At 49.4% G+C, this 23,840-nt stretch carries 17 protein-coding genes; 13 read left to right on the top strand and 4 right to left on the bottom strand.

Annotated features, from left to right (window positions below; all coding sequences use genetic code 11):
• Positions 1 to 165 precede the first annotated feature (165 nt).
• From dnaA to ACWHYD_RS00025, 5 genes are all read left to right on the top strand, one after another.
• The gene (dnaA, locus tag ACWHYD_RS00005) at positions 166 to 1,533 is read left to right on the top strand and encodes a chromosomal replication initiator protein DnaA (protein ID WP_447965907.1); all 1,368 of its coding nucleotides are present in this window, start codon (positions 166 to 168) and stop codon (positions 1,531 to 1,533) included.
• Positions 1,534 to 1,555: 22 nt separating this feature from the next.
• Positions 1,556 to 2,680, top strand: a complete 1,125-nt coding sequence (gene dnaN / locus ACWHYD_RS00010; RefSeq protein ID WP_447963898.1) for a DNA polymerase III subunit beta — start codon at positions 1,556 to 1,558, stop codon at positions 2,678 to 2,680.
• Positions 2,681 to 2,736: 56 nt separating this feature from the next.
• Positions 2,737 to 5,241: a DNA topoisomerase (ATP-hydrolyzing) subunit B gene (gyrB, locus tag ACWHYD_RS00015; RefSeq protein WP_447963899.1), complete on the top strand. Its 2,505-nt coding sequence runs from the start codon at positions 2,737 to 2,739 to the stop codon at positions 5,239 to 5,241.
• A gap of 143 nt (positions 5,242 to 5,384) precedes the next feature.
• Positions 5,385 to 7,886 carry a DNA gyrase subunit A gene (gene gyrA, locus ACWHYD_RS00020; protein ID WP_447963900.1) on the top strand — a complete coding sequence of 834 codons (2,502 nt, stop codon included), beginning with the start codon at positions 5,385 to 5,387 and terminating at the stop codon, positions 7,884 to 7,886.
• Between the two features lie 261 nt (positions 7,887 to 8,147).
• Positions 8,148 to 8,759, top strand: a complete 612-nt coding sequence (locus ACWHYD_RS00025; protein WP_447963901.1) for a hypothetical protein — start codon at positions 8,148 to 8,150, stop codon at positions 8,757 to 8,759.
• On the opposite strand, the gene ACWHYD_RS00030 is transcribed toward ACWHYD_RS00025, so the two are convergent.
• A complete protein-coding gene (locus tag ACWHYD_RS00030; protein ID WP_447963902.1) occupies positions 8,728 to 9,219 on the bottom strand; it encodes a DUF721 domain-containing protein in 492 nt (163 codons plus the stop codon). The two genes, ACWHYD_RS00025 and ACWHYD_RS00030, sit on opposite strands and share 32 nt — an antisense overlap.
• A gap of 371 nt (positions 9,220 to 9,590) precedes the next feature.
• Between ACWHYD_RS00030 and smpB the strand changes: the two genes are divergently transcribed.
• Positions 9,591 to 10,070 carry an SsrA-binding protein SmpB gene (gene smpB / locus ACWHYD_RS00035; RefSeq protein WP_447963903.1) on the top strand — a complete coding sequence of 160 codons (480 nt, stop codon included), beginning with the start codon at positions 9,591 to 9,593 and terminating at the stop codon, positions 10,068 to 10,070.
• Between the two features lie 199 nt (positions 10,071 to 10,269).
• Here smpB and ACWHYD_RS00040 read toward each other — a convergent pair whose 3' ends face one another.
• On the bottom strand, positions 10,270 to 11,223 hold the full coding sequence (locus tag ACWHYD_RS00040; RefSeq protein ID WP_447963904.1) for a hypothetical protein: 954 nt from the start codon (positions 11,221 to 11,223) through the stop codon (positions 10,270 to 10,272).
• A 2-nt stretch (positions 11,224 to 11,225) separates the two neighbouring features.
• A complete protein-coding gene (locus tag ACWHYD_RS00045) occupies positions 11,226 to 12,203 on the bottom strand; it encodes a DGQHR domain-containing protein (RefSeq protein ID WP_447963905.1) in 978 nt (325 codons plus the stop codon).
• Positions 12,204 to 13,064: 861 nt separating this feature from the next.
• Between ACWHYD_RS00045 and ACWHYD_RS00050 the strand changes: the two genes are divergently transcribed.
• From ACWHYD_RS00050 to ACWHYD_RS00065, 4 genes are all read left to right on the top strand, one after another.
• The gene (locus ACWHYD_RS00050; RefSeq protein WP_447963906.1) at positions 13,065 to 13,976 is read left to right on the top strand and encodes a hypothetical protein; all 912 of its coding nucleotides are present in this window, start codon (positions 13,065 to 13,067) and stop codon (positions 13,974 to 13,976) included.
• Between the two features lie 32 nt (positions 13,977 to 14,008).
• A complete protein-coding gene (gene yihA, locus ACWHYD_RS00055; protein ID WP_447963907.1) occupies positions 14,009 to 14,677 on the top strand; it encodes a ribosome biogenesis GTP-binding protein YihA/YsxC in 669 nt (222 codons plus the stop codon).
• A gap of 413 nt (positions 14,678 to 15,090) precedes the next feature.
• Complete coding sequence (locus tag ACWHYD_RS00060; RefSeq protein WP_447963908.1) at positions 15,091 to 16,293, top strand: pyridoxal phosphate-dependent aminotransferase; 1,203 nt, start codon at positions 15,091 to 15,093, stop codon at positions 16,291 to 16,293.
• Positions 16,294 to 16,384: 91 nt separating this feature from the next.
• On the top strand, positions 16,385 to 17,860 hold the full coding sequence (locus tag ACWHYD_RS00065; RefSeq protein ID WP_447963909.1) for a carboxypeptidase M32: 1,476 nt from the start codon (positions 16,385 to 16,387) through the stop codon (positions 17,858 to 17,860).
• 20 nt (positions 17,861 to 17,880) lie between these two features.
• Here the strand turns inward: ACWHYD_RS00065 and ACWHYD_RS00070 are convergent, their stop codons facing one another.
• Entirely contained in the window at positions 17,881 to 19,347 is a 1,467-nt protein-coding gene (locus ACWHYD_RS00070) for a sigma-54 interaction domain-containing protein (protein WP_447963910.1), read from the bottom strand.
• A gap of 554 nt (positions 19,348 to 19,901) precedes the next feature.
• Between ACWHYD_RS00070 and ACWHYD_RS00075 the strand changes: the two genes are divergently transcribed.
• The 3 genes from ACWHYD_RS00075 (at position 19,902) to ACWHYD_RS00085 (ending at position 23,820) form a co-directional block, all read left to right on the top strand.
• Positions 19,902 to 20,468, top strand: coding sequence for a GNAT family N-acetyltransferase (locus tag ACWHYD_RS00075; protein ID WP_447963911.1), 567 nt, complete (start codon positions 19,902 to 19,904; stop codon positions 20,466 to 20,468).
• Positions 20,469 to 20,585: 117 nt separating this feature from the next.
• Positions 20,586 to 21,833 carry an ATP-grasp domain-containing protein gene (locus ACWHYD_RS00080; protein ID WP_447963912.1) on the top strand — a complete coding sequence of 416 codons (1,248 nt, stop codon included), beginning with the start codon at positions 20,586 to 20,588 and terminating at the stop codon, positions 21,831 to 21,833.
• The gene (locus tag ACWHYD_RS00085; RefSeq protein ID WP_447963913.1) at positions 21,826 to 23,820 is read left to right on the top strand and encodes a hypothetical protein; all 1,995 of its coding nucleotides are present in this window, start codon (positions 21,826 to 21,828) and stop codon (positions 23,818 to 23,820) included. Before ACWHYD_RS00080 ends, ACWHYD_RS00085 begins: the two co-directional genes overlap by 8 nt.
• Positions 23,821 to 23,840 lie beyond the last annotated feature (20 nt).

Here is a 23,840-nt window from a genome sequence, read left to right on the forward strand (position 1 = left end):
GAAAGTGGTTTGAGTTTTAAAAATATCTGGGTGAAAGTTGTGGATAGAGGGCATGAAGTTTATGGTAGAGGGTGTTGATAGGAATCGGAAAGAGTCTAATAAAAAATGGCAGGACCATGATTGGTGTCGTTACTATTAACATCTGTGAATAAAATTGTGAATAAGTTGAATTTACCTAATATTAACAATGAAAAAGTTTGGGTAGACGTGTTGAATTTTGTCAGCCCACGTGTGGGGGATGACACCATTGAAACATGGTTTCAGCCTTTGGTTTTAGAGGGTCTTAATGAAGATCAGGCTCAGATCCGTGTTCCAAATAGATTTTTTGGGGAATGGTTGGGCAGAAACTATAAGGATTTACTCAAAGAAGCCTTTCAGTATGTCGAAGGGGTGAATCCGGCAGAGATTATTTTTGTCATGAAAGAGCAGGATGGGGAAGGGAAACCTTTGCCCGAGCTTAAAACTGAAGTTCGAGAAACCCGTGGGCCCGTTCAACTTCAACGGGTAAGACGGCAACCTCTTCCTAATCCAAAATATACCTTTAAAAACTTCGTGGTGGGAGCAAGTAATCAATTTGCCCATGCGGCATGTCTTGCTGTAGCGGAATCCCCTGCCAAAGCATATAACCCGTTATTCATTTATGGCGGCGTAGGATTGGGGAAAACCCATCTTCTCAACTCTATAGGGAATTATATTGCCGATCATGGTGATCTCCGTATTGCCTATGTCACAACAGAGCAATTCACTAATGAGGTCATTAATTCCATACGCTATGACAAAATGATTGAATTGAGAAGGCGATATAGAAATGTGGACATGCTGCTCATTGACGATATTCAATTTTTAGCAGGAAAAGAACGTACTCAAGAGGAATTTTTTCACACATTTAATTCTCTCTATGAGGCTGGAAAACAGATCGTGTTGTCGAGTGATCGTTTTCCCAAAGAAATGCCCTCAATGGAGGAACGGCTTCGGTCCCGGTTTGAGTGGGGGCTGATTGCCGATCTTCAACCACCGGATGTGGAAACTCGAATTGCCATTCTCCGAAAAAAATCGGAAGAAGAAGGTATTGCGATCAATGAGGATGTCATCCAGTTGTTGGCAGCGAATTTAAAAAGCAATATTCGCGAGATTGAAGGAGCACTTATTCGGCTTGGTGCCTATGCGTCGCTCACGGGTCAAAAAATCACTGTGGATATGGCAAAACATATTCTCCGTGATCTCCTGGGTGGGAAACGAAAGGTGATTACGACAGAGGATATACAAGAAGTGGTCGCCAACCGCTTCCATGTCAAAATATCCGACTTGAAGTCGAAACGACGGACGAAAACGTTAGTGTACCCTCGCCAAATTGCCATGTTTCTCAGTCGTGATATGACGGACTCCTCCTTTCCGGAAATAGGAAGAGATTTCGGGGGAAAAGACCATACAACAATTATTCATGCCTGCAAGCAAATGCAGAAGGCTCAGGAAACAGATTCCACTCTTCGAGCCACCATCGAAAGCCTGAAGGAAGAAATCGGCAAGGGATAGAACCACCGTTCATAGGAAACATATGAAAATTCAAATTACCAGGGAGGATTTGTTAACCGCACTCCAACGGGTGCAGGGTGTGGTGGAGAAGCGGAATACCATGCCGATCCTGGCGAATATTCTGTTGGAGGCCAAGCCGGAAGGCCTGGATATTGTGGCGACTGATTTAGAAATTGGCATGAGAGGATTATATAAAGCCACGGTTCATGAGCCGGGGTCGGTCACATTCTCCGCTCGAACACTTTTTGATATTTTAAAAGAGATCAGACATTCCGACATTGAATTGGTCGTGGGTGAAAATAATTGGGTGACGGTGAAGGCCGGGAAAAGCCAATTTCGTGTGGTGGGCTTACCCAGTAAGGATTACCCTGCCCTTCCAACTATTGAACGGGAAGGGTTGATGGCGCTCCCCGCCCAAGGGTTGTTGCAGCTTTTAAAAAAGACGGTATTTGCCGTGGGCGAAAAAGATACACGTTATGTGTTGAACGGGCTTCTTCTCACCCTGATTCCTACAGGAGCCACGGTGACACTTCGTCTGGTGGGCACCGATGGCCATCGGTTAGCCTGGGCTGAGCAGGAAGTGACTCCCGAGAAAGCCGCAATCCCCGAAGCCGAAATTAAGGTCATTATTCCCAAGAAAGCTGCCATAGAAATTCGGCGACTCCTGGAAGAAGACGACGAACAACCGTTCCTCGGGTTTACCAAAAATATGTTAATCTTTCGGAAAAGCGGGTTGGTGTTAACTTCCCGGATTATGGAAGGGACCTATCCCAACTACCAGCAGGTGGTACCGAAAGAAAGTTCCAAAAAAATTACCGTCAATAAGTCCGATCTGGAGGGTGCCCTTCGAAGGGTAGCTATCCTTTCGAAAGATAAGGCCCATGCCGTGAAACTGTCCATCAACCCCGATCACATTCATCTTTCTTCAAAAAGTCCGGATTTAGGAGAAGCAGATGAGGACATCCCGGCTAAATTTGTGGGAGAAGGCTTTTCAACCGGATTCAACGCAAGATATTTTTTGGATGTGTTATCTGTCATTGAAACGGAATCGCTGACCCTTCAAATGGAAACACCCTTAAGCCCGTGTTTGATTCAGGAGCAGGGAAATCCCGCGTTCAAAGCGGTGGTGATGCCCGTGAAGGTTTGACGGATTTGACCCAACAGACATTTCTTCTTCCACACGTAGCCAAAGCCTAAAATTGTATGGAATCCGAAACAAACCCTAGCCAAGAATCTGCCCACTCGGCAGACCGCCAACATTCTGATGTTCGGTACGATGCCGATCAAATCCGTGTCCTGGAAGGACTGGAGGCGGTTCAAAAACGGCCCGCCATGTATATCGGCAGCACAGGGGTCGATGGCCTGCATCATATGGTGTACGAGGTTGTTGATAACAGTGTGGATGAACACATGGCAGGCTATGGAAGTGAAATACAGGTTGTGCTTCAGGTGGATGGTAGTGTCCTGGTCTCGGATAATGGAAGAGGGATTCCCACCGGCCTGCATTCCACACAGAAAAAATCGGCAGCCGAAGTTGCATTAACAGTTCTCCATGCCGGCGGAAAGTTTGAGGAGGGTGCCTATAAGGTGTCGGGAGGATTGCATGGTGTCGGGATATCCGTCGTGAATGCCCTCTCGGAATGGCTGGAATTGGAAATTTGGCAAAATGGGGAAGTATTCGAACAACGATATCATCGTGGGAAGCCGCAGACACCATTAACGGTTGCGGGGATCACTAAAAAACGCGGAACAAAAGTGGTCTTTAGGCCGGATCCCCTCATTTTTGAAACTGTGGAATTCAGTTTTGATGTATTGGCGCAACGACTTCGTGAATTGGCCTTCCTGAATAAGGGGTTGGAGATCTGCTTAAAGGATGACCGGGCGGGAAAAGAAAAAGAGCAGGTATTTTGTTACATAGGAGGAATCGTCTCTTTCGTCGAACATCTGAATGAAGCCAAATCTCCCCTTCATCCTCCCATTGTCGTGGAAGTGGAAAAACCCGAGATGATTCTCCAGTTGGCCCTTCAATACAACGAAGGGTATTCGGAGAATTTGTATTCCTTTGCCAATAATATTAATACCCGCGAGGGCGGCACGCATCTCATCGGATTTAAGTCCGCCTTGACGCGCACCATCAATAGTTACGCGACCGCCAATGATTTGTTTAAAAAAGATTCAGAATCGCTGAGCGGAGAGGATGTGAGAGAAGGTCTGACCGCCGTGGTGAGTGTGAAAATCCGCAATCCGCAATTTGAGGGCCAGACCAAAGCCAAATTAGGCAATAGTGAGGTTAAGGGCATTGTGGAGTCGGCCGTCAATGAAGCCTTGGGATCGTATCTTGAGGAAAATCCCTCGGTAGCCAAAAAAATCGTCGGGAAGTCTGTGGATGCGGCACGGGCCAGGGAAGCGGCAAGAAAAGCCAAAGAGCTGATTCGCAGAAAAGGCGCGTTGGATGGGGGGTCACTTCCTGGAAAATTGGCCGACTGCTCAGAAAAAGATCCGCAATTCAGTGAACTGTATCTCGTAGAGGGTGATTCGGCAGGAGGGTCTGCGAAACAGGGGCGCGATCGACGTTCACAAGCCATCCTTCCACTCAAGGGCAAAATTCTGAATGTCGAAAAAGCCAGATTTGATAAAATGCTTGCCAGTGAAGAAATCCGAACCCTCATCATGGCGATCGGCACCGGAATAGGGCGGCCACGGGAAGATGCTGAAAAAGGCAAGGAAGATAAAGACGCCTTTGATATCAATCGAGCCCGGTACCACAAAATCATTATCATGACCGATGCGGACGTCGATGGCAGCCATATACGGACCCTGCTTCTGACGTTCTTTTTCCGGCAAATGCCGGAACTCATCGAGCGAGGCTATATCTACATTGCTCAGCCTCCCTTGTTTAAGGTCAAAAAAGGGAAGGGAGAAAAGTATCTCAAAGACGAAGCGGCAATGAATACCTATCTGTCCAATCTCGCCGTGGAGGATACGCAACTCTTTCTTCCGGAACAAAACGAATTTGTGACCAGAGATGAACTTATCCCGATTTTAGACAAGCTGGTGGCCTTTGAGGGGCTCTTAACTCGTCAGGGGCAAAAGCAAATTGAACCGGCGCTGCTCCGCGTATTGGTGGATTTTCCACAATTAACGAAAGATCTGTTAAAAAATCGTGGTGACTTGGAAGTATTAATTGAGGAGGCCACTCGTCGGCTTCGACTGGCGTTCCCCGAAGGCACCGTGGATCTGACGATTCAGATCGATGAAGAGCATCAGGCTCACCACATCCTCTGTCGGGTGGCAGGGAATGGCAGTCAGAAGTTTTTGAACCTGACTCACGACATGGTGGGTTCTGCAGATTTCAGAGAATTACAAAAAATCTCTCCTTCGGCGTTGGGGTTGGGACGACCCCCTTACCGGTTAAAACGCAAAGACACGGAAGCGGAATTTTCCACCAGTCAGGATCTGGTGACAGAGTTTTTAGAAACCGGGAAAAGGGGCATGTCCATTCAGCGCTACAAGGGTTTGGGCGAGATGAATCCGACACAACTGTGGGACACCACCATGAATCCGGAAACCCGCAGTCTTCTGCAGGTGACATTAGAAGATACCACCGGAGTGGATGAAATCTTTACCATATTGATGGGTGATGAGGTTGAACCCCGCCGGAATTTCATTCAACGACATGCCTTGGAAGTTCGAAATTTAGATGTCTAGCAGGTGCCTTCGTTTGCTTACCGCTCTGTTGAACCGAAGGTCGAATCCTCGGCTTGGTCTTGAGTGCAGAGAGCGATGGGCCGGACCAAGTCCCGTGAATGTGCGGAACATGAAGTGCGATGATCTCTTTCGAGGAGTGACGTATGCCGGTTGAACCACGTCTGACGCAAGTTGCCATTGAAGATGAAATGCGTTTGTCCTATTTGGACTACGCTATGAGCGTCATTGTCGGACGGGCATTGCCGGACGTGCGAGACGGACTGAAGCCGGTTCATCGGCGCATCCTGTATGGCATGAATGAAATGAGTCTGGGTTCCGGGAAGCCCTACAGAAAATCCGCAAAAATTGTCGGTGAAATCATGGGTAACTATCACCCGCATGGTGATTCAGCCATTTACGACACGTTGGTCCGCATGGCCCAGGATTTCAATATGCGGTATCCCCTCGTGGATGGTCAGGGAAACTATGGGTCGGTCGATGGGGATCCACCGGCAGCCATGCGCTACACCGAAGCCCGCTTAACCAAGCTGGCCGAGGAAATGCTGGTGGATATTGACCGGGAGACCGTCAACTTTACTCCGACGTATGACGAGTCGTCCCAAGAGCCCGTCGTATTGCCGGCTCGGATTCCGAATCTATTAGTAAATGGAGCGGGAGGAATCGCGGTCGGGTATGCCACCAATATTCCTACGCATAATCTGGGGGAAGTCGTGGCGGCGCTGATTGCCCTTATTGAGCGACCCGAAGTGACCATTCAGGAGCTCATGGAATTCATTCCAGGGCCTGATTTTCCCACGGCCGGATTTATCTATGGCACGCAAGGGATTAAAGACGCGTATGAAACGGGACGTGGCCTGTTGTCTCTTCGGGCGAAGGCGGACATCGAGGTTGATGAACGCACCGACCGGTCGCGCATCATCGTGACGGAACTGCCTTTCCAGGTGAACAAAGCCAAACTAATAGAAAAAATCGCCGACCTCATCCACGAAAAACGGGTGGAAGGGATTTCCGATCTTCGCGACGAATCCGACCGGGACGGACTCCGCGTGGTGATCGAACTCAAGAGAAATGAAAACGCATCGGTCTTACTGAATCAATTATATAAACACACCCAGATGCAAACCACCTTCGGGGTCATCATGCTGGCCTTGGTGGGGAACCGTCCTGAGGTGTTAACCCTCAAACAGATTCTGGCCGCGTTCCTTGAACATCGTAAAGAAGTGGTGATTCGCCGGACCGCGTACGACCTTCGCAAAGCCGAAGAGCGGGCCCACATCTTAGAGGGCTTAAGACGTGCCTTGGAATTCCTGGATGAGGTCATTGCCCTCATTCGTGGAGCGTCTTCTCCGGAAACCGCTCGCCACGGCCTGATGAGCCAGTTTACCTTAAGCGAGGTGCAAGCCACCGCCATTCTGGAAATGCGGTTGCAACGCCTGACCCAACTGGAACAGGACAAGCTGACGCAGGAATATAACGAACTGGTTTCCCGCATTGCCCATTTGCGCACCATATTAGCCTCTGATGCGATGGTGCAACAAATCGTGAAACAGGAATTAATAGAAATCAAAGATCAATATTCCGATGAGCGACGAACGCAGATTCTCCCGGCCGAAGCCGAGTTACAAATGGAAGATCTGATCGCCGAGGAAGAAGTCGTCGTCACCATTACGCATGCCGGGTATATCAAGCGAAATGCCGTGTCCATCTATCGGGCCCAACGCCGTGGCGGAAAAGGGAAAGTCGGCATGGGGGTCAAAGAGGAGGACTTCGTCGAACAAATCTTTACGGCCTCAACCCATGATTACCTGTTGTTCTTTACCGATGCCGGTCGGGTCTATTGGCTCAAAGTGTATCAGTTGCCGGATGTCGGACGGTCCAGCAAAGGGAAAGCCATTGTGAATTTGTTGACCATCAGCCAGGGGGAGCGGGTCACCGCGACTCTGCCGGTCCGGGTGTTTGCCGAAGACCAGTATGTGGTGATGGCCACGCAAAAAGGCTATATCAAAAAAACCGATCTGGCCGCATTCAGCCATCCCCGGCAAGGCGGAATTATTGCGTTGACGCTGGAGGAAGGTGACCGGCTCATCGGTGTGGATATCACCGATGGCACGAGGGAAATTCTTTTGGGCACCCGCATGGGTATTGTCATTCGCTTTCGTGAGGAAGATGTCCGTCCGGTGGGACGAACGGCCCGTGGAGTCAGGGGCATCACGTTGGCGAAGACTAATGAGGTCATCGGGATGGTCACGATTACCAGTGAAACGCAATCCTCAATTCTGACTGTCACCGAACGCGGGTATGGGAAACGGACGCAGGTCGAGGAATATCGGCTCCAATCTCGGGCGGGCAAGGGCGTCATCAGCGTCAAAGTCACCGAGAAAAACGGGCCGGCCATCTCGTTCCATCAAGTCTGGGAAACGGATGAAATCATGCTCATGTCCGCAGAGGGCATGATCCTTCGTACCCGCATGGGGGATATCAGGGAAATTGGGCGCAATGCCCAAGGGGTTCGGCTGATCCACTTGCCCGATGACGATCGAGTAGTAGGCGTGGCCAAACTCGCAGAGACCGATGAAAGTGACCAACCGGATCCGGATGAACTCAATGGCGAGATGCCGGACGAACCGGCATCCTCAACGGAATAAGGTCACGCGACCTTCTCAAACCTGCAAACCGAAGACGTTGGTGTGTTCCGAGATGACCAGAGAAATTGAGCGGTCATCAATAATACGGCAATCCCTATCCTTGGTAAGGAGGGACGCAAGATTCGATGAGGCCGTGCAAGGGATGGGAGATCGAACTGCCGTTCGCCTGCTCGTTTCTCCCTCATCACTCCCCTACCTCTACCTCACCTGGAAAACGGGAGGAAGCAGGAAAAAGAGATTGCATCCGGGAAGGTTGTAGCGTTGGATTTCCCTCACAAAGCCTCTGAGCCACCAGGAAGACGCAAAAAATTAGACCCCATCGTCATCATGGGATTGGGCATTTTGATCGGAGGAATAGGTGTCATCTCCCTCGGTATGTTTCTCTCAAGACCAGACCGCACCATCCCGCCCTATAGTATCGGTGCCCAAGAGGGGTCGTTGGTAGCCGTCCACGTCCCTTCCTATACCAGTGATCCCGAAATAAAAACCCTGATTATGCGGTTCGGCGATGTCGGCCGCGCCACTCGCGATTTTGGGGACATGAAAATCCGTCCAACCACTCCTGACGATCCTCGCGGACGATACCAAACGTTACAGGTCATCATTTTTTCGGATCCATTCTGGACGGAACCGGATAACCTTCATCAGTATGTCGCCAATGAGGCCGATGACGCTTCGGAAAAGACCTTTCGAAAAAACTTTGAAGAGGCCGTTCGAGCAGGCTATCGTGCTGATGCCGAAGGTCAGGCGGGATGGATCGGTCCCTGGAACCGGAGCGGTTCAACGGATCGAACACTTACCATGCAGTGGGTATTTCAAGAGACCTGGGAGGAGGCGAGTTCTAAACCTCAGGCTTCTTCGCCGGCTCTGTAGTGGAGGACGGTGGTTCAGCCAGGGCTTTAGTGATAGTCTGAGAAAGAAGGACTTGAAGGTCAGGGTCACTCAGGCGTTTAGCTAAGCCGGTGGCAAAGGGCGATGATTCACCGATAAAGGGAGGAGGCTCTTGGGGTATCGGATCCGGTTGAGGGGGAGCCTGTGGAATGGAGCCGATACGTAAGACGACCTCGGTTAAGGCCAGTTCCGGCATCATCGAGTGAATCGCTTCCAAAATAGCCGGTTTCAAAAACATGAGTTGCTGAAGCCAAATGGAATTATCCGCCACCAGGTGCAGTTTTTTAAAGCGGATACTCTCAGGGTAGGAATGCTTGGCCATCGTCGAACCCACAAGGTGTTCCCACTCCTGTTGAAGTTGAACCTCGGAAAGCTTGAGGCCGAGCGGATTACCCTTGGAAAAATCTTGTATAAGGCTCTGAATCGATTCAAAGGAACTCATGGTGAAAATATTGTATCGTATTGTCCAAAATGATTCATCCGTCTTGGGCATATACCCATTTTGTCATCTCGACCCGAGAGAGAGAGATCCTTTTCCCGGCATCTTGTAGGCAGCGGGGGCCTATCGAATAATTGAAATTCTGTTATTTCAGACGACTCTGGTTAGGTATACGATAAAATAAAGTGGGGCTGTTCAAAACTTGTCCTGAGCTTTGCCGAAGGAAGGCCGTCCAGCAAGGCCGCAAGTCGCGAGGAGGGCGAGGCGTACCGGGTAGGTACGTTGAGCCCTTCGAAGCAATGAAAACGACGCTGGCGGCCATTTTCAACAGTCCCGATAGCGGCATCATCCCATACTTCAAGATATAATTACCCATGGCCAAACAAAAAACAGACCCCTCCAGCAAAGTTCTCAGTACTAACCGGAAGGCCTTCTATGACTACATGATAGAAGAAAAGCTCGAGGCCGGCATCGTCCTGGTCGGGACCGAAGTCAAAGCCTTACGGGAGGGCCGCCTGAATTTGAAAGAGAGTTACGCCGCCATCATCAATGGCAAAGCCATCCTGCATAACTGCCATATCGGCACCTACAGCCACGGCAATCAAATGAATCACGAGCCGTTACGCGCACGAACCCTGCTATTGCATAAAAAAGAGATCGAGCGGTTGGCCGAAAAAGTTCAACAGAAAGGACTCACCCTCGTCCCGCTTCGGCTTTATTTCAATGACAGAGGACGGGTCAAGTTGGAAATCGCCCTAGGGCGCGGGAAGAAAAACTACGACCGGCGGGAGACCATCAAAAAGCGGGAAGCCGGCCGCGAAATCGACCGTGCCATGAAAGAGTCGCGCTCATAGTAAATCTGTCAGGGTTACGTTGCAATTGTGAGCCTTTGGCAATAATAGCGGTAGCACTTCCTTAAGCATCATCTTCTCTGGTCGGATGGTCTTTTTTTTGTAAGATGATTGGGTAGAGAAGGGCGACACCGAATAGTCCAATAATCATTATTCTGAATTTTTTCGATACAAAAAGAACGGAAAATTGTTGAATTTCTATTTAAACGGCCTTTATTTCGTTAAGAAGTTTTAGAGTGCCGTTACCAAAAATTTTATTCACCCTGAAGGATTTTTTTGAACAACTTATTAACAAAAACTTAGAAAATGAAAGTAACAACGCACCCAATTCGAAAAAGCATTCTAAATCGCCTGGTTTATCTGAAAGGTCATAAAAAGAAGGGGACTTTTTCCAATATTCCGAAACCTTTTGCAAATAATCACCAGTTGGTGCTTTATTTTCATAGGGATACCACACTCCAAGAGTATGTTGATAATTTACCTGATTTCTTATCATCGAAAGCCAATTACCCTTACAACCGGATTTGGTTATTCCATCCCTAATCATGACTAATAAATCTCTCGCAGCAAGTTTTTGGGAACCTAATGCTGCCGTAGTTTCGATTGTCTTAATTATTTCTTCAACAAGTTTCAAAAAAGACCCCCAGGTATCTTTGTGAGAGTCTTTTATTTTTTTGAATGAGACTGTGCCGAAATCAGGAGCCACATGGATATAATAAAACCCACTTTCAATTTTCCTGACTTCACCCTCCTTGTTTAAAGCGACCGCCATTTCATAAATCTTTTTTAAATGTTCTGCCTCTAGTTGAGAGCAAGATCTACCAAATAGTCTAAGAACAGTATGAGCGGCGAAAAATGCTGCATAATATGAGCGAATTATCCCCCACGCACCACTTCTGGGAAGGCGAGGTTCCTTTTGGATTCCAGCCATAGTTTCAAATGAGGCCATAGCCATTCTATTGCAATCATTTGCTATCGCTGCTTTAAGAGTAGGTGTGTTATTTACCCTAAGAACGAAGGAATCGGCAGAAATATTTTCATCTATTAAATAACTCTGATTTGCAACCCATCCTCTTATATCAATTTTCGTGTTGGTAACTTCTCCAAAAATATCAAGATATGCTAATTGGGCAATGACACTAGAAATTTCCGACATGATCAGAGAGTGAAGGATTTTTTTAATGACTCTTCAAAGATAAGGGCTAATGGTTTATACGCCCCTCCGGGCTTTTTAAGGTTAGAAGACTTAATGGAATCTCCTACGCCTTTCAGGAAATGATGGAAATTGTCGGGAGTATAAATCCCTCCAAAACGATCCTTTACTTTTGCTGCAACTATAGCGAAAAAAGCACAAATAGCTCGGAATACTGTTGTGTTGTAAAGTTGTTCATGCACCCCATTGGCTGACAGGACTGCCTCGTCGAATGCTGTGAGATAGTTATTGAAAATTTCGTATGTTTCTTCGGCCGTTTTTCCGAGAAAAACCTTTATCATAGGCTTAAGGGCTGTATTGAAAGTAGCTCGGGTTATCTTCCCCTTGGCTTTCTGTGATGGTGATAGTCTGCCATACAACACACTCTTTCCATCATGTAAAAAAATATCAAAGACTTCTCGAAGAAATTCTTCCTGGGTGTTTTCGTATTCAGCCAGCTTTTTAATATCCAGTAGTAGTTCAGGCGGGACGCCCTTCTGCTTGGAATTGATATCTATGAAAAGCCTGGTTTCATCTCTTTTTGATAAATCTGAATAAATAACCACAGGTACTCTAAGTGTTGTTTTTGCGTGCATAAAACCAAAAACCCGATGTTGACCATCGATAATTAAAAAGGCTTTTGGAATTTTTAAAAAACTGACACTCTTTTTTTTGGAATCATATTTCAGTTCTGCTTCTTCTTGAGCCGAGAGTACAATTGAGCTTGGTATTGTGCCTAAGCCACTATCAATATATACGGCTATCTCCTTAGCTCTTTTTTCATCTAACTCTCGCTGGAAACCCTCAATTGGGTCTTCTTCACGGTTCACTACAAAACACGTTTTTTCCAAAATTTCACTAGGCATTGTTAAGGAGTAGAATCGATGGGAACCTTGGCGTACTAGACTGACACTGCCGAAACTTTCTCTTTCTTCATTTGCCATTTTGGTAATCTTTCAAATAATTTTTTCTGGCTCTCAAGCAATGGTAAGGGATTTTAGGGAGGTGGGGAAATTTAATCAAAGCCTTGGGAAAGTATTATCGTTCGGAGTAATAAGGTAATTTACTAAAACAACCCTCTTTGTCTAAACAACTGGCGAAGGATCACATGAAACCTTTTCTGGTCATTTAACAAAAAGGAAAAACCTTCTAGACACCTAAGCTGTAGCAACTTTTATTGTTAAATTTTAAGCCATTTTTGAGGCAGATCTAGTTGCTCCACGTGGACCAGGATCTCCAATAAAGCGTCGCACAAGTACATGAGTGATAACTGGATGTCCTTTTGAAGTATTAACGGAATCATCCCAGGCATCAGCAATCTGAGTTTTCACATATCCATAGAAACATGTCTTATATTTGTCGTATGGGACATCATGGGCTCCCTCGACGTGCTTCTTAAGGGCGCCACCTTTTCCACAGTTCAACCCGCAGACGTTGCACATTACACCCTTCCCTGATCGTACAGCCCCCTTTTTTCGTCCTGACATGCATCACCTCCAATTCCTTATTAAAGCTGATGTTCCATCTCGTATAAAAGAAGTAGGTAATTGTTTCCATAGTTCGTGGAGTTCCCAAATTTAGCCTAAAAAATATAGAAACATGGCGAAAGTCATTAGCCGAAAGACTAGCATTATTACAACCATTATTGGCTTTCATAGAAAGATGGACCATAACAATAAATCCGTAGAATGAATAACGGGCTAGTTAATCAACATGGCACACCGATCTGCAAGTCATGTGTTCAGATACCACCTGACATGAGGTTTTCGTTGCCAACCTTGGAGTGAGCTTCTACACTCCCTGTTATGTCCAATCCCACTGATCAGCTCTCTTCACCAGATCCGGCGGCGCCTGTCTTTCGGCCTGGAGAGTTTAAAGGCCGTGAGGGATTAGTCCGCAATATGTTGCGGCGGCTGGAACGAGGGGAATCTTTGAGCCTTGTTGGAGGGCCAAAGTTAGGGAAAACTTCTTTACTGCTCCACCTAGCCTGGCAACTGAATCATGCAGGCCCTTCTCCCAAGTCAACCGGGCCTTCTGCGTTGTACGTGGATGTTGCCGACGAAGCTGATTGGAAACGATTCCATTCCCGTCCGCCAAATCCTGATACCATTCTTCTCCTTGATAACTGTGACCTGCTGGTTGAAGGGAAGACTCGTTCGCTTTCAGACATTGATCTTTTGCCTGGAGGATCCACGGTCTTTGCCGGAGGACGAGCATGGAGGGAGGTGGTGAGAGAAGGCAATTTGCCACACACACTGAAGTCTATTCCGTTGGCAGTGTTTTTGGAAAAAGAGGCCCAGCAGCTATTCAGCCCGGATCTTTCCATAGAACAGCAGGCCACCCTCCTCACCTATGCAGGGACTCATCCTTATATCTTCAAGGTCTTCCAGGCTGAAATATTACGTGAAGGAAACCATGGTCGATCTGAACAGGTGGTTAATGATGTCAAACAATCGCTTTCTTCATTTTTTCAGGACTGTGTGAATCAACTGCGGGAACCCCTCGAACATGAGGTGCTGGCCTATGTGATTGAAGCGGACAAACCGGTGAACCCAAGCGAGGTGGCGCGGGCCGTTGGCTTGCTGACGATCAAGCCGGTTGCCGATACATTGTGTGCGTTGGGATTGGTTGCCAGGTGGATTCGGGATGAAGAAGCTACGCTTTCAGCAAGCAGCCGGTTGTTTAACGAATGGTATAGGGAAACGCTGGCCTCCTAAGATATGATGGCCCGGTGGCCTCATGATGACTCATGCAGGATGGTCGTCAACTTCTCTGTTCGTCTATTAATGAAAAAGAGGAACTGATCGTGGGAGCGTTTAAAATATTTTCTGCTGAATTCAAGGCGAGTTGCGGGACGGTTGAGCAATTCCTGAAACCGACGCTTCCGGAAGTGGCCATCGTTGGCCGGTCCAATGTGGGGAAATCATCGGCCATCAATTGCCTGGTCAATCACAAAGGGTTGGCCAAGGTCGGGAAGACTCCCGGGAAAACACAAACCATTAATTTTTTTGAGATTGCCACGAACGGACCCCGGTTTATGCTAGTCGATCTTCCCGGGTACGGATTTGCCAAAGTGCCTGAACGGATTCGAGAGCTTTGGGGGCCTTTAATTGAAGCCTATCTCAGTAAACGCCAGAACCTACAGGGTGTCGTGGTGCTGGTGGATTCCCGCCGGGTGCAGGAATCAGATCGGGCCATGGTCGAGTGGCTGATGGGATTGAGGATTCCCGTGATGGTGGTGGCCACCAAGGCCGATAAGGTTACGAGGGGAAATCGCCAGGCGGCGCTTCGGGAATTACGTGAGGGGTTGGGCATGGAGGAGGATCCGCTTTTCCTATCGGCCTACACCGGGGAAGGCAAACAGATGCTGTTAGACCAGTTGCGGGAGCTGCTCACACTGGACTCTCCCCTTCCCTAAGGGAATGTTGAAAAAGGCCGCCAGCGGCGTTCTCGCCGCGTGGTCGTGCTCACGTACTCCTCCGTACGCTCCGCTCGCCCAAGCGGCTGCGGCCTTCCCTTCGAGAAGCACCAGGACAGAACGTCCCTTTTTGAGCACTCCCTCAATTTCCTTTGCGAAGTCTTTGTCACACATAGGCCGATGAAAAGCCCAAATATTTGATATATTTAATAGCCTCCGACTCTCATTCTTTCGGTATCCGCCACATATGCTTTCCTGGCTGTTTTCCTTTGGAAGTTGAAGAACTTCCATGAGATCTCCTATTCTGACGAGTCCCACAATTTTTACCATGCTGTTTTATTCATGCCTGGCCGGCAAATGAAATCGCCGGCTCTGCCTGTGTATGTATCCATTTCTTAATATGAAGGTAAGCCATGCCATTGTTTGGTGATACGAATACACCCATGACCTTTTCCCCTCCCTCCAGACTGGACCGGATCGGACCATCGCAAATTCGCGAAAATATGCGAATTGCCATGGAGCATGAAGCCATTAACCTGGCTCAAGGCCGTCCGGACTTTCCCACTGCGCCTGTGGTGAAACAAGCCGCGATTGATGCCATTGCCCATGATCTCAATCAATATTCCGTGACCTGGGGATTGGCAGAGTTGCGCGAAGCCATTGCCAGACATGTCCATGAACGTCATGGTCTTACCTTTGACCCTGAGACAGAGATCACCATTACCTGTGGGGTGACGGAAGCGATCGTGGCGGCGATGCTGGCGTTAGTCGAGGTTGGCGATGAAGTTATCATCATCGAACCCGCCCACGAAAATTACGTTCCGGCTGTGTATTTTGCGAGCGGGACGCCACGGTTTGTGACCCTCCGCCCACCTGATTACGCCTTACCGCTGGATGAACTGCGAGCAGCCATCAGTCCTCGCACCAGAGCCATTATCCTGAATACTCCCCATAATCCCTCCGGCCATGTGTTCACGCGGAAAGAACTGAACGCCATTCTGGCTTTGGCCGACCAACATGGGATCTATGTGGTGACGGATGAAATCTACGATCATCTCTACTACGAACCCTATCGGCATATTGCCCCGGCCACCCTTGCGCCGGACTGGAAAGGCCTGGTTATCACCGGGGGCTTGTCCAAAATTTACGCGGCAACCGGATGGCGTCTTGGCTATGTCTTGGCCTCAAAGGATGTGACGACGGCGATCCGGACCGTCCATGATTACCTCACGATCTGTGCGCCGACGCCCTTTCAATACGCGGCGGTCACGGCTCTGGCCTTACCCGAGAGCTATTACACCGACCTACGCGCGAGATTCCTGCGGCGTCGGGACCTCACCATGCAGATGCTGATTGACAGTGGATTTGAGCCCTATGCCCCTCAAGGGGCTTATTACCTGTTAGCCGGTTACGGGCCATGGAAACACCAGGGTGATTCCCAATCGTTTGCCAGGCGGTTGATTACGGAGGCGAAGGTGGCGGTGGTTCCCGGTGGTGCCTTTTACTATCAGGCGACAGATCTGGGACAGCACCTCGTCCGCTTTGCTTTTGCCAAAACGAGCCAGGTTCTCAAGCAAGCCGGCGAGAATCTCGCAAAGGCGTTTCACAATCGTTGAGGGAGAACTTACCGGAACGGTTTCATGCCCCTCTGTTTGAAAACCCTGGCAACTCCAAACCAACCGTCTAGTGTAGGGAAGGGAATGGTGTATGACCATATCAGTATGGGATGAACTGTCTCAGCAGATTGCCGAACTGGATACCCTGGCAGGCATTGGAGGGCTATTGGGTTGGGATCAGCAAGTGACCATGCCCTCGGGGTCGGCAAGGGGCCGTGCTCAACAAAGTGAATTGATCGGACGGTTGTATCACGAACAAGCCACCTCACCTCGACTGGGTGAACTGATTGAGGCGGTTGCCGCCCTACCTGATTTGACTCCGGAGCAACAAGCCGCAGTTCGTAATATGCGCCGAACCTACCGCCGGGCGACTTGTGTGCCGTCGAAACTCGCCAGCAGGATCGCGAAGGCCGGTGCCAGTGGTGTCGCCGCTTGGGGAGAAGCGAAAAAAGAAAAAAATTATCTTTTGTTTGCAGAGAGCCTTCAGACGAATGTGGATTTGGCGCTTGAGCGAGCCCAAGCCATTGATCCCAACCGTCATCCTTATGATGTTCTACTTGAAGACTATGACCCCGGCACGACAGTCGAGGAGTTACGCCGGATGTTCGGGGCCCTGCAACAAGGCCTGACCGATATCCGGCAACAGGCCCTGGCCCGGAAAGGGTCGGTTGACTTCAACGGCCAATTCGATCAGGCCAAACAATTGGCGATGCACCAGGATGTCATTAAGGCGGTGGGATACGACACGACACGAGGTGCGTTGCACGAGGCGGAGCATCCATTTTCATGCCGGGTGGGCAGCGGGGATGTGCGTATTGCCACGCATGTTCACGAACGGGATCTGCTCAGTGGATTGGCGGCGACGATGCATGAACTGGGGCATGCGCTGTACGAGCAGGGTATCCCGGAGGGACGAGGTGGATCAGCCGTGTATGCGGCGACGTCAACCGGCATGCATGAATCACAATCCCGCCTGTGGGAAAACATGATTGGACGATCCCGTGGGTTCTACCGGTGGCTGCGGCCGGTGTTCGACCGACATTTTCCTGGCCAGGCGTTTGATCCGGAATTGGTTTTCCTCGCTTCCAATCGGGTGAAGTCTGGAAGCATTCGGATTTTTGCGGAGGAAGTTTCCTACAACCTGCATATCATTCTGCGGTTTGAAATGGAGCTCGCTCTGTTGGAGCGACGCATTACGGTTGAAGATGTTCCGGCTGAATGGGCCAAATTGAGTGAGCAGTACCTGGGAGTGCGACCAAAGGATGATGCGGAAGGTGTGTTGCAGGATGCCCACTGGGCGGGTGGGGCTTTTGGGTATTTTCCGAGTTACACATTGGGAAATCTTTACGCGGCTTCGCTCTTTGCTGTCTTACGGGAAGGCTTCCCGGATTTGGAGCACCGTATCGAAGAGGGGGATTTCGCGACCATTCTGAATTTTTTGCGGGAACGGGTTCACCGCCATGGCCACCTCTATGAAACCCCGGATCTTCTCCGAATGGCCGTAGGAACTCGTGACCATGTGAAAGATTTATTGAGCTATCTCCGGGAGCGGTATATCAACCCTTGAGCCCCGGTGGCCTCCTCCCTTCAATCTTTTAATTCTGAATTCTTATTTCGAAAATTTTGTTTGTCGATGTGGTAGGCATTGAGCTTGCGCAGGAGCGTTCGGCGACTCATGCCGGCCTGATTGGCTGACTCGGCAATGCGACCGCTATTTTTGGACAGCACGGTTTCCAAATACTCTTTCTCCAGGGTGGCGAGGTGTGGCTCAAGGTAGGCCGCCAGCGTGAGGGCCGGATTGAGGGACGGAGTGTGATCACCCTGGCTTTGGAGGGGTTGGTTCACGCTTTCTGTTTCAAGAGCGGTCGGAGCTGAAGAAGACCCAGGAATATCCTGTGAATACAACACCTCAGCCAGATCTTCCCCGGTCAATTCACGGTTGTGGCCTTTTAAGACCAGACGTTGCGTGAGGTTTTCCAATTGTCGGACATTGCCTGGCCAGGTCTGCTCTAAGAGCAGATCCATGAAGGATTGGTGCAATTCCGGACAGTCCATTCCATAGTCGGCACAGACGCGTTTCAGAAAATGCCCGAACATATAGAGGATATCCTCCGGTCGCTCTCGTAAAGGCGGCACTTCTAAGCGAATGACGTCAAGCCGGTAGAAGAGATCTTCGCGAAAGGAGCCGGTTTGAACGGCGTTGGCTAACGAGGCGTTGGTCGCGGCAATGACACGCGCATCAATGGGTACTTCATGATGAGACCCAACCGGCCTCACCGTCTGTTCCTGCAATACCCGTAAAAGACTGAGTTGAGTTTGAACCGGCATATCCCCAATCTCATCCAGAAGGATGGTGCCGCCATCGGCATACCGAAATAATCCCTGCTTTTGTTGATGGGCTCCGGTGAAAGCCCCGCGTTCATGGCCGAACAATTCCGATTCAATAATTTCCGGACTGATCGTGCTGCAATTGACGGCCACAAATCGTCCGGTTCGCCCGGACTGACGGTGAATCGCCCGAGCCAGTAAATCTTTACCCGTTCCGGTTTCCCCCACAATTAACACTGTGGCGTCCGAACTCGCGGTGCGGGTAATGGTTTCAAAAATATCCCACATGGCTCCGTTACGGCTGAGAATGCCTTCAAAGCTTCCCACCCTTTTGCGTGTATCACGCAAATCCGGGGTATCGGGAGAAAACTTTTGATTGTTCTGAATGGCCTCTATGGCTTGATGAAGTTTTTCATGTGAATCCTCGTAAATCACATCCGCTGCGCCGTTTTTCAAGACAGAATGAACATAGCCGGCATCGGCGCCCGGCTTAAATACCAGCACATCAAGATAGGGTCTGTGTTCTTGTATGGTCTTCATCATCTCAAACATCCGGGAGTCTCCAAGATGTTGACCGTCGAGTATAACCAGGCGGGTCTGTGAACCAATCGACAGGGTCTTCACATTTTCCGGGGTTTCCAACCGTACAACCCCAAGGCCTTCACGATTCAAAGCCTGTTCCAGCTCCGGGGAACCCATAATGACTATAGAAGTTGAATCCGGCATTGAGACAATGTTGTCTCATAATATGCAAATGAGTCAAGTGTGTCCCAATTGTAGGGACATTGCAGTCCCAAAATTCAATAAATTTTCAAATATCAACCATTTAACTGCTGGAACAGGTCTTGCGAAGTGTTAGTAGGTATTAAGAGGTATGGATAGATGAATTTTGGGGATGACCATAAGACATACCTTACAAATGAATGGTTTGAATGTCTCTGTGAGGTGTACTGGTTTTAATTCAATTCGGTGATCGAGCCAAGACCATTTGACTGGTTGCGCTTGATTACCATGAGTTGAGGCAATGTGAATACGGTGTGCCGTAATTTCCCATGCGCCCTCATACCTTACGAAAATGGAATGAAGACTTCATTAGTTTTCGTAAGAAATTTTCAAAATCTTACGCAATGTGAAATGTCGGTGTGAATAAGGGGATGCTCACACCAATTTTCCCTCTGAAAACAATTATAAGAAATTATAAGAAATAGGCAAGAATCCTAGGGCTCGGCTCTTTAGGAGCATGAGTCCGTGGCACAAATTTAAACAAAGGATCAATCTTTATGATGCAGAATCAAACGGAAATAGGGGAACGTCTACATCGAAGAACCGGTAGGAGAATTATTCATCGGCGGCTGGATATTCAGCCGGCCAAACGTCATGAGATGGTTATTGCTGCCAATATCCTCAGATCTTCTGCTGACTGGTATCGACCCTTTCTTCATGAGAAGGATATGGCACAGCATGAGGTGGATGAATCCTGGGGGGAACGGGAGTTTGCTCGGCGGCAGTTTTATATCGGGCGAGAAGGGAATGCGCCGGTCGGCATCGTATCAACACAGTCAGTCGGAGACATGTTTTATATTGGGTACATCTATGTCTATGATCACCAGACCGGCAAAGGGTTTGGGCCTCAATTACTCAATCACGTCCGCGATGTGGCCCGGCGCGAGGGAAAACGTGGCATGGTGTTAATTGCCCATCCCAAGGCCTTTTGGGCCACGCGCTCCTATCGCCGTTTCGGTTTTGAATGTATTGCGTCCACTCGTGACGAAGTCTTAGAGTGGGGCGGCGGTTGGTTGAAGCCCTACCATGAAGAGGGTTTTGAGCTGTACCAATATCTGTTCTAACACGTCCTTCCTCCCAAACGAGCGAATTATCATTGCTGATGGGTTCTCCATTTGTCTGCTAGCAGCGACAGCATGGAGGAGTTTATTCGATATGTCCCCCACTTAAGGAGATTTGACATGGAAAAGAAAGCCCCAGTGGTCAAGAAAGCCCGGATAGGAAAGAGGGCCCCAGTGGCTCTGCTCGGCTATAGCTTGGAAACGATGGAAGCAGCAAAGGAACACAACATCCCCTTCGTCGCGGTGGTACCGGAGGGTTTTGATATCGCATTAAAAGAGGATGGGGTGGATGTGGTGACCTGGGACTTTTATGTGCACAATCAGAATTCCGACCGACTCTATGAAAAGTTGGTGGAGCGGGGGGTGAGTCATGCTGTTCCGCTGTATGAAGAAACGGTAGAATGGGCCGGGTCCCTCAACACCCGTCTGCTTAAAGATCCACGTGCCTTTCAACGGGCTCTGCTGTTCCGCGACAAGGCCATGATGAAGCGCAATGCGCAAATGAACGGCATTCGTGTCGGGGTTTTTGAAGAAATTCGCTCACGGGAAGAAGCACTCGCGTTTTTTGATGACATCAATGAGGCTAGACTTCGCTTGCAAGAGGAAGCGCCGGAACCGGTTCATCTGAAACCTCTCTCCGCGGCTGGGAGTGTGGGCCATGTGTTTGTTCGAAGTCGACAAGACATCATCTCCCTTCCCGACGATGCCTTTCCTTGTCTGGCCGAGAGCCATTTGGCCGGTCAGGAATTTTCGGTCGAAGCCTTTATCCATAAGGGAAAAATCGAATTTATGAATATTACCGAGTACGTGCATCTGGGCTATTCCCAGATCGTGCCGGAAACGCCGAAGCTCAGCAAACACCGGACAAAGATTCGTAAGGCGATTGAAAAACTTATGAAGGCATTTGGCATCGTTAATGGTATGATTCATCCGGAATATTTTTTGGATCCGGAGGGGGAGTTGCATTTTGGGGAGGTGGCGGCCCGTGTACCCGGCGGCCATATTTTTGAACTCATTCAGCGTGCCCATGGCTTTAATCCATATGCAGCTTTATTGTTATGCTCTGATCCCAATACCTCTAAAACAGAATTGGACCGGTTTTTCCCAAAAGAAAAAGACCATAAAGTTTTTGCAGCTAATTTAATGGTGTATCCTCGAAAAGCCAGCGTCCATCAACTACAATTTCCAAAAGAATTGGAAGCCCATCCCTATATGGACCGGCATACCATGTTTGAACCTGTCACCGCCAAAGTGGCAGAGCGTGTGGGTTTCGGTAATCATTATGGCACCGTCTTTCTGGCGGGAGAAGATCCGGAAGCCCTGCGTGAGCTCGTCCAACGTTATGAGGAGTATGATTTCTATGAGTGATTCCCCCCAAGGCTCTTCTCAGCCTGAATTAATGGACGCCACTGCCCGTCAAGAACAAGCGTTACTTCAGGCCCTTGAGGCTTTGGAGCAGGCGGAACCATTTGCCAAGGCCAAGTATCAGCCAGAGGTTATTCGTCGTGCCACGGATTTGTTTGAAAGCGACGAAGGTCTGCAAATCGTAAGAGGACAGGCCCATCGTTTTGATTCCGCAGGGGTCTTTCATGCCGGACCCTGGGAACATCCTGACCGGCTTCTAGCCGAGTTGGTGGGTGGGGGGCTCCGTGCCGAAGGGCAGTATTCGTCATTAGAAATGCTGAGCGAGCTTCGGGTTTTATCCATTGCAGCCGGCGACTCGCAACACCCGAAATTTTCTGCGCAACTTGCTCAAGCATTTTTACAGACGGTTATGGGGCTCAATCTTGATTTGCTGTACGGCAGTGAGACCGAGGAGTCCCGTCTGCGCCCGAAGGTCTATGCACGAGCCCGCAGAATATTAGCCATGATTGAGCAAGAGGTTTCCTCGGAAGGGTTGCTGGAACATGTTCTTGATGATATTGATGCGCGAGTGGCTCAGCGTCCTATTGATGTAAGCCTCACATTAAAAATGATTGAGCAAGCCAAAAACATTCAGGGGGATCCAGACCCCAAACTGGCTGCTAGACTGGACCGGTACCTCAAGGCCACGGGCGCTCCCACACCACTGGCCCAGAAAGCGGGCTCTCCCACGAATTATCGCAATCTTTTGGCTAAAGCCACCACACATGAGATTGAGAATGAGGCCAAGGTGGTGGGAAAATTGTTGACGCTGACCGGTCTATCCAGCGAATACCATGTCGCGTTCCTCCAGCATGTCCTCAAGAATGACGAAACGGGAATCCTGGCGATTGCCTTGGATTTGACCGAGGTAGGCCAGGCCCACATGGAACAGTATCGGGAAAAGGTCTTTGAGTTAATGCGCCTGACCATTCATCCTGCTACGAGTTGGATCATCTACGGGTTTCAACAGATGTTAGAGCGGATGCTTCTTGCACGACCAGAGGTCGCTGATGGTCTGACTAAATTGCTTAATCTTGATTTGTGTTCAACTGCCCAACAAGTCACCAAGAAACATCTGCCCCGCGGGACTGGGATTACGGCCAATGCTGCCATTGTGGGTGGGGCGATTGCCATGTTAGGGCAGCCGTTGGGAGTCGGCCAGGGAAACAACCCGACCTGTCAGGGCGCCCGTGCCCTGAGTCTCTGGAGTCTCCATGATCCTGGGTATTTGCTCCAATTATTGACCAGCGCGGCTCGGGACGACACTGTTGAATTTCTTTTTGAGGGGCAGCGGATCTTATCCGGAGAAATCGGGGGAGGAGTCGCGGAAGGAAAATTTGATTTGAAGCTCGATCCGGTATCACGCATTCTGGTACCGCATCTGGATCGTATCTACGATGAAAAGATGAGGCGTGCGGCGTTGCGGGGTGAAGATCCACACAAATGGGTGAACCCGGCTTTGTATGGTCGGTGGGTGGCGACCAGTCTGGCTTCAATTACTATGGTTAACCAGACGGTCTCCGGGTATGAGGAATTTTTACGGTTATTTTATGCCACCCATCATCCTTTATACGACGGGGGGCATGATTTGGTGTATCCGAATCCAGTTGGTCTCCTTATTACCAATGTGCATGGGGTCTTTTTAGGTTATCACGCCGTCTCCATCCAGCGTGTTGCCGAGGATGAAGAAGGGAAGGTTCGCGTCTATTTCTTCAATCCGAATAATGAGGGCCGTCAAAATTGGGGGAGAGGGGTTGAACCGTCTGTGGTCGGTCATTGGGAAATTCCGGGAGAATCGTCATTAACCTTCGAGCATTTTGCCGCTCATATTTATGCGTTTCATTATAATCAGATGGAGGTGGGTGACCCAAAAGCCGTTCCGGCCGAAATCATCGCTGAGGTGACCGCACATGCCAAGGAAGGGTGGGGGCAGGCCTTCACCTGGTTGTAGACCTTTGAACGGTTACGATT

This window comes from Nitrospira sp. Ecomares 2.1, assembly GCF_965152585.1.

What these genes read in the sequence shown, in the direction of transcription:
- ACWHYD_RS00040 (WP_447963904.1), bottom strand. Translation starts at nt 11,223, where the DNA reads ATGTCGGAAATTTCTAGTGTCATTGCCCAATTAGCATATCTTGATATT.
- ACWHYD_RS00050 (WP_447963906.1), top strand. Translation starts at nt 13,065, where the DNA reads ATGTCCAATCCCACTGATCAGCTCTCTTCACCAGATCCGGCGGCGCCT.
- ACWHYD_RS00080 (WP_447963912.1), top strand. Translation starts at nt 20,586, where the DNA reads ATGGAAAAGAAAGCCCCAGTGGTCAAGAAAGCCCGGATAGGAAAGAGG.
- ACWHYD_RS00070 (WP_447963910.1), bottom strand. Translation starts at nt 19,347, where the DNA reads ATGCCGGATTCAACTTCTATAGTCATTATGGGTTCCCCGGAGCTGGAA.
- ACWHYD_RS00065 (WP_447963909.1), top strand. Translation starts at nt 16,385, where the DNA reads ATGACCATATCAGTATGGGATGAACTGTCTCAGCAGATTGCCGAACTG.
- ACWHYD_RS00075 (WP_447963911.1), top strand. Translation starts at nt 19,902, where the DNA reads ATGATGCAGAATCAAACGGAAATAGGGGAACGTCTACATCGAAGAACC.
- gyrA (WP_447963900.1), top strand. Translation starts at nt 5,385, where the DNA reads ATGCCGGTTGAACCACGTCTGACGCAAGTTGCCATTGAAGATGAAATG.
- dnaN (WP_447963898.1), top strand. Translation starts at nt 1,556, where the DNA reads ATGAAAATTCAAATTACCAGGGAGGATTTGTTAACCGCACTCCAACGG.
- smpB (WP_447963903.1), top strand. Translation starts at nt 9,591, where the DNA reads ATGGCCAAACAAAAAACAGACCCCTCCAGCAAAGTTCTCAGTACTAAC.
- gyrB (WP_447963899.1), top strand. Translation starts at nt 2,737, where the DNA reads ATGGAATCCGAAACAAACCCTAGCCAAGAATCTGCCCACTCGGCAGAC.
- ACWHYD_RS00060 (WP_447963908.1), top strand. Translation starts at nt 15,091, where the DNA reads ATGCCATTGTTTGGTGATACGAATACACCCATGACCTTTTCCCCTCCC.
- ACWHYD_RS00045 (WP_447963905.1), bottom strand. Translation starts at nt 12,203, where the DNA reads ATGGCAAATGAAGAAAGAGAAAGTTTCGGCAGTGTCAGTCTAGTACGC.
- ACWHYD_RS00030 (WP_447963902.1), bottom strand. Translation starts at nt 9,219, where the DNA reads ATGAGTTCCTTTGAATCGATTCAGAGCCTTATACAAGATTTTTCCAAG.
- yihA (WP_447963907.1), top strand. Translation starts at nt 14,009, where the DNA reads ATGCAGGATGGTCGTCAACTTCTCTGTTCGTCTATTAATGAAAAAGAG.
- ACWHYD_RS00085 (WP_447963913.1), top strand. Translation starts at nt 21,826, where the DNA reads ATGAGTGATTCCCCCCAAGGCTCTTCTCAGCCTGAATTAATGGACGCC.